At 58.1% G+C, this 5,910-nt stretch carries 7 protein-coding genes; 2 read left to right on the top strand and 5 right to left on the bottom strand.

Going from position 1 to position 5,910, the window contains the following annotated elements; translation table 11 throughout:
• The first annotated feature begins 187 nt into the window (after positions 1 to 187).
• Positions 188 to 808, top strand: a complete 621-nt coding sequence (locus ACILRN_RS15220; RefSeq protein WP_395689709.1) for a hypothetical protein — start codon at positions 188 to 190, stop codon at positions 806 to 808.
• 87 nt (positions 809 to 895) lie between these two features.
• On the opposite strand, the gene ilvC is transcribed toward ACILRN_RS15220, so the two are convergent.
• The 3 genes from ilvC to ACILRN_RS15205 all read right to left on the bottom strand — a co-directional run bounded on the left by ilvC (position 896) and on the right by ACILRN_RS15205 (position 3,349).
• Positions 896 to 1,915, bottom strand: a complete 1,020-nt coding sequence (gene ilvC, locus ACILRN_RS15215; protein WP_395689707.1) for a ketol-acid reductoisomerase — start codon at positions 1,913 to 1,915, stop codon at positions 896 to 898.
• Between the two features lie 77 nt (positions 1,916 to 1,992).
• Entirely contained in the window at positions 1,993 to 2,619 is a 627-nt protein-coding gene (locus tag ACILRN_RS15210) for a LysE family translocator (RefSeq protein WP_395689706.1), read from the bottom strand.
• Positions 2,609 to 3,349, bottom strand: coding sequence for a pyridoxine 5'-phosphate synthase (locus ACILRN_RS15205; RefSeq protein ID WP_395689704.1), 741 nt, complete (start codon positions 3,347 to 3,349; stop codon positions 2,609 to 2,611). Before ACILRN_RS15205 ends, ACILRN_RS15210 begins: the two co-directional genes overlap by 11 nt.
• 434 nt (positions 3,350 to 3,783) lie before the next feature.
• Between ACILRN_RS15205 and ACILRN_RS15200 the strand changes: the two genes are divergently transcribed.
• Positions 3,784 to 4,689: a carotenoid biosynthesis protein gene (locus tag ACILRN_RS15200; protein WP_395689702.1), complete on the top strand. Its 906-nt coding sequence runs from the start codon at positions 3,784 to 3,786 to the stop codon at positions 4,687 to 4,689.
• Positions 4,690 to 4,751: 62 nt separating this feature from the next.
• On the opposite strand, the gene ilvN is transcribed toward ACILRN_RS15200, so the two are convergent.
• Together ilvN and ACILRN_RS15190 are read right to left on the bottom strand one after the other, a co-directional pair.
• A complete protein-coding gene (gene ilvN, locus ACILRN_RS15195) occupies positions 4,752 to 5,312 on the bottom strand; it encodes an acetolactate synthase small subunit (RefSeq protein WP_395689700.1) in 561 nt (186 codons plus the stop codon).
• Between the two features lie 13 nt (positions 5,313 to 5,325).
• A partial coding sequence (locus ACILRN_RS15190; protein ID WP_395689698.1) for a thiamine pyrophosphate-dependent enzyme occupies positions 5,326 to 5,910 on the bottom strand: 585 nt, incomplete at its 5' end.

The raw sequence follows: 5,910 nt of genomic DNA, 5'->3' as shown, positions 1-5,910 counted from the left end.
CCAGGCATCCGCCTCGCTGAAGCTCTTGAAGCGCAGCGCCTCTTCCTGCCGCGCGATCTGCGCAATGTCGGTTTCGAGAGTCATGATCTTATCCTACCGTGCGAGCGTTATCCCTTGAACAGAAGACATTTCTGACCGCAGATGGCAAGAGAAGACATTTTGCATCCCATAAAATCATCGATGATCATTGAATGTCTATCTTCGGTCATTAGCTCTTGTTGAGAGGAAAAGAGAGGGGAAAAAAGTGAAAGGCGCTGAACAATTCTGGATCGGAGCAGTCATCTTAGTCCTTATCGGTCTTTGCATAGCAGCAGTTCACACTGGGCACTGGGACACTGTTCCTGCAATAGTTCTAGGTGGGGTTACATGTATCATCAGCTATGCGGCCTACCGATTCTCTCGCGAGAAGGTGAGGCTTGATCTCTTTGAGAAGAGGTGGGCAATCTACGAAAAAACTCTCGATTTCTGCAGTCTAGTTGAAAGAGAAGGAACCCTGAAACGCACAACTGAAAATGCGGAGATAATCCAGAAGGCGACGGAAGCAGCGCATGCAAGCTTCAGAGGTATAGGATGGCATCAGACACGCGCACTTTTTGGCCCGGACATCCACAGGCTCTTTGACGAGTTAAACCGTGAGTATACCTGGTTGCTATCTCACTCTAGGCCACCAGCCGGTGAGAAAGCACGACTCGACTGGGCCAACAGGGAACATGATGCCCTAATTTTCATAGGAAAAGCTGCAAGAGACCTGCCAGAAGCCTTCCGGCCCTACATGTATTTCGGCGACATCAAGTCCATGAAGAACTAGCGCACCCAGCTTTTCGATTGGACGTAAGATAATCCGCGGGCCGGGGCCCGCGAATTACTGATTAATTGTGATCAACAATCGTAAAGCTTAATTCCTCGTCTTGTCGACAAGCTTGTTCTTGGCAATCCACGGCATCATGGCGCGGAGCTTGGCGCCTACCTCTTCGATGTTGTGGCTGTCGTTCATGCGGCGAATGCCCTTGAAGCGGGCTGCACCGGCACGATACTCCTGCATCCACTCGGAGGTGAACTTGCCGGTCTGGATGTCCTTCAGAACGCGCTTCATCTCCTGCTTGGTGGCATCCGTGATGATGCGGGGGCCGGTGACGTATTCGCCCCACTCGGCTGTGTTCGATATCGAATAGTTCATGTTGGCAATGCCGCCCTCATAGATCAGGTCGACGATCAGCTTCACCTCATGCAGGCACTCGAAATAGGCCATCTCGGGGGCATAGCCAGCCTCGACCAGCGTCTCGTAGCCCGCACGGATCAGCTCCACGAGGCCACCGCACAGCACCACCTGCTCACCGAACAGATCAGTCTCGCATTCTTCCTTGAAGGTCGTCTCAATGATGCCGGAACGTCCGCCGCCGACGCCAGAGGCATAGGACAGGGCAAGATCATGGGCATTGCCCGAGGCATCGTGGTGGATAGCGATGAGGCAGGGAACGCCGCCGCCCTTCTGGTATTCGCCGCGCACGGTGTGGCCGGGGCCCTTCGGCGCGATCATGACCACGTCGACGGTCTTCTTCGGCTCGATCAGGTTGAAATGCACGTTGAGCCCATGGGCAAAGGCAATCGCCGCGCCATCGCGAATGTTAGGGGCAATCTCGTCGCGGTAGATGTCTGCCTGGAGTTCATCCGGTGTCGCCATCATCATAAGATCGGCCCACTTGGCGGCCTCGGCCACCGTCATCACCTTGAGGCCGTCGGCTTCCACCTTTTTGGCCGTGGCCGAACCGGGCTTCAGCGCCACAACCACGTTGGTGGCGCCCGAGTCCTTCAGGTTCAGCGCATGGGCGCGGCCCTGGCTGCCATAGCCGACAATCGCCACCTTCTTCGACTTGATCAGGTTCACATCGGCATCACGGTCATAGTAAACGCGCATATCGGAGGTCCATCCCGTTGGAATTGAATTGGCGCGGGAATAGCGGGGCAGCAGGCCCAAGGCAAGCGGCAAAAGGGTTAGAGCCCGTCTTGGACCGACCAGAGCAGCCGGAGGCCCAGAGCCCCGAGGAACAGCCCCGTCACCCGGTCAATCCACGGCTTGGCCCGGAGATAGACGCGGCGCACCGGCGGAGCGGCGAAGAACAGCGCGACCGCCGAAAACCACCAAAGCTCGTTGAAGCTGACGATGGCGATCAGCGCCAGGCTCATCCACAGCGGCACCTGGGCGGGCAGCATGGCGATGAAGATCGAGCCGAAGAACACGGCCACCTTGGGATTGGAAATCTGGACTAGGAAGCCCTTCAGAAACGTGTTGGAAAGACGCTCTGCCCCGTCCTCGATGCGCAGCGGCTCCGCCGCATGGCGGAAGATCATCCAGGCGATATAGAGCAGAAACAGCGCTCCCGCCGCCTTCATCGCCATGAACAGAACGGGCACGGCATGGAACACGGCATTCAGTCCCAGCAGCGCCGCCGAGGACCAGATCACGGTTCCAGCCCCCAGCCCCAGCGCCACTTTCAACCCGTCGGCGCGCGATTGCGCCACGGCGGTGCGCGCCGTGATCAAGAAACTGGGGCCCGGCGAGATCACCGCCAACAGCTGAATGGCGCCGATCGAGACGAGCGCGAAGAGATCAGAGGTCACCGATCGCCGCCCGAAACTTCCTGACCGTCTCTGCCATGCCATAGACCAGCGCGTCCGCCGTCACCGCATGGCCGATGGACACTTCCTGAAGGTTGGGCAGCGCTGCGACGAGTGGGGGGAGATTGTCCCTGGTCAGGTCATGGCCGGCGTTGAGGCCAATTCCGGCCTTCGCGGCAGCCCGGCCGGTAGCGATGACCTTGTCGAGCTCGCGGCGGTTATCCTCCGGGACCAGTGCGCCACCATAGGGGCCGGTGAAGATTTCCACCCTGTCCGCGCCCACCTCGCGTGCCTGCCCGGGCAGAGCGGGGTCGGCATCCACAAACAGCGCCACCCGCATGTCGCCGCAATGCAGACGCGCGATGATGGACCGCAGCCGGTCGCGGTTCGAGGCAATGTTCCAACCATGGTCTGACGTGACCTGGCCGGGTTCGTCTGGCACCAAAGTCACCTGATCGGGACGCACCTCCTCGACGAGGTCAAGGAAGCGATCGTCAGGGTAGCCCTCGATGTTGAACTCCGCATCCGGAAATTCCTCGCGGAGCAGGCGGCTGATCACCGTCACGTCGTCTCGGCGAATGTGCCGCTCATCAGGCCGCGGATGGACGGTAATGCCAGCTGCTCCGGCTTCAAGCGCGGTTTTGCTCAGATCGTAAACTGATGGCCATGGCAGTCCGCGCCGGTTCCGGAGATAGGCGATGGCATTTACGTTGACAGACAGATTGCAGGGCACGGCGGCGCAAACTCCTCGAGATGTGGATGCCTTCTAGCCTGGATTGAGCAGTCCGAAAAAGTCATTTCGCAAACGATCCCGCCAAAAACCATCCCGGCAGCGAATGCCCCGAGGATTGACGGCGAGAACAACCTTCCTTTCGATCCCGGATCACACCACGGCAGGCATCGAACGGATCACACCGGACAGCGACACGACACCTTCCGCCAGTCAATAGCGAGCCCGGATCGCCGAAAACCCCAAGATGCGTGTGGCACCGTTCAAACCATCGCAGCAATTCCGTTTTGGAGGTGACTTGATGATGCTTGCCCTCCCTTGATTCACTCACCAACGCGTGGAAAACATCCTTTCGGTAAAACATATTGACTTACCTGATCATTTGCACATATGATTTTTTATATGTCTTATCTTCTGTCAATGATCTGGAGCGCAAAATGGCAAATGTCACTCTGAACACGACTGGCACAGACAAAACGGAAACCACCTATCTTGGCCTCTATTGGTCTCTGCTGGCAATCTATGTCGCCGTCAGCATTCCCCTGTTCCTGATGGTCCCCAACAAACAGATCATTGCACTGATGGTGACAGCGCTCATCATTGCCTTCGCGCACGGAAGCCAGCGCTATGGGTTGAAATCGATGATCGTGTTCTTCCTGATGGTCAACGTTGTGGGCTTCTTCTTTGAAAACCTGAGCGTATCCACAGGGTTCCCCTTCGGCAACTACCACTACACGAACGCACTGAACATGCCGATGATTTGGCAGGTTCCACTTGACGTGGCCCTGCTCTATTTCGCCATGGGGTACATTTCATGGACAATCGCCAATACCTTGCTCGACAAGGCCGACGAGCGGCTCGGCATCAGGTTCAATCTCTTTGCCTTGCCGGTCGTGTCCGCATTCCTGATGACGTCGTGGGATGTGGTCTTCGACCCAACATGGTCAACCCATTTCCAGACCTGGATCTGGGAGGACGGCGGAGGGTTCTTTGGCGTTCCCCTGTCCAATTATCTGGGCTGGTACTTCGTGACATGGATCTTCTTCCAGGGATTTGCGCTTTATCTGTCCAAAAACCAGGGCGCAGTGCGGCCGACCGGACTGCCTGAGACGTCTGGCTACTGGATGGTTACGATTGTCCTATATCTGCTTGTGGCAGGCGGTTATGCCATGAACTATTTCGTGCTGCCAGATGAACAGATCTCAGATGCCACGGGCAATGTATGGCGCAGCAAGGACATTGACGAAAGCGCTGTGATCGTGGCGATTTACACCATGGGTTTTGGCGCGGTGCTTGCCGTCCTGCGCCTCATGCAGCCGAGGGTGGCATCACAAGACGCTTGAGAAGCTTCATCAAAGGACACGAGGGGGCATGAGAACGGCCGCCCCCTCTTCTGGCTCGCCGGTCAGACCTTCATCCCTTCAGGCCCGCGCGTGATGCCAGCGACGCCGGTGCGCGCTACCTCGACCAAGCCCAACGGCACCATGAGGGAAATGAACTGTTCGACCTTGTCGGTTTTGCCGGTGATCTCGAAGATGAAGCTGGCCGTGCTGGCGTCAATAACGCGGGCGCGGAAGGCCTCCGCAAGTCGCAGCGCCTCGACACGCTTCTCGCCCGTCCCGGCCACCTTCACCATAGCCAGCTCGCGCATTATAGCAATGCCCTGCACGGTGAGGTCCGCCACTGAATGCACGGGAACGAGCCGTTCCAGCTGGTTCTTGATCTGCTCGATCACGGCCGGTGTGCCGCTGGTCACGATGGTGATGCGCGAAACATGCTTTTCGTGCTGGGTTTCGGACACGGTGAGCGAGTCGATATTATAGCCTCGGCCGGAAAACAGGCCGATGACCCGGGCCAATGCGCCCGGCTCGTTATCGACGATCACTGCCAGCGCGTGGGTCTCGATTACTGGCTTGGCATTGTCGATGAAGTAGGCAGAGCCCGAAGGCTGAAGTTGCGCATTCATTGGATCAGGCTCCTCAAACCAGCATTTTGCCTTTGGCGTCGATGGCCGAACCGACCTCCTCGTCGGGCACGTCCTCGCCCATCAGCATTTCATTGTGTGCCTTGCCCGACGGGATCATCGGGAAGCAATTAGCCAGATTGGCCACGCGGCAATCGAACAGCACCGGACGCGGTGTCCGGATCATTTCCTTGATGGCCTCGTCGAGCTCGGATGGTTTGGTGGCCCTTATGCCGACGCAGCCATAGGCCTCCGCCAGCTTCACGAAATCGGGAAGCGCCTCAGTGTAGGAATGGGACAGCCGGTTGCCGTGCAAAAGCTGCTGCCACTGCCGCACCATGCCCATGTACTGGTTGTTCAGGATGAAGATCTTTATCGGCAGGTCATACTGGATGGCGGTCGACATCTCCTGCATGGTCATCAGCACCGAGGCATCGCCAGCGATGTCGATCACCAGCGATTTCGGGTGCGCCTGCTGCACACCGACCGCGGCGGGAAGCCCGTAGCCCATGGTGCCAAGCCCACCGGAGGTCATCCAGCGGTTGGGCTCCTCGAAGCGGTAGAACTGAGCGGCCCACATCTGGTGCTGACCCACCTCGGT

This window comes from Aestuariivirga sp., from assembly GCF_044238155.1.
Classification (GTDB): domain Bacteria; phylum Pseudomonadota; class Alphaproteobacteria; order Rhizobiales; family Aestuariivirgaceae; genus Aestuariivirga.
This window is presented reverse-complemented; position numbering and strand designations above follow the sequence as displayed.

Bases quoted from the DNA above. Each gene is read 5' to 3' on its own strand.
- ilvC (WP_395689707.1), bottom strand. From the start codon at position 1,915: ATGCGCGTTTACTATGACCGTGATGCCGATGTGAACCTGATCAAGTCG.
- ilvN (WP_395689700.1), bottom strand. From the start codon at position 5,312: ATGAATGCGCAACTTCAGCCTTCGGGCTCTGCCTACTTCATCGACAAT.
- ACILRN_RS15200 (WP_395689702.1), top strand. From the start codon at position 3,784: ATGGCAAATGTCACTCTGAACACGACTGGCACAGACAAAACGGAAACC.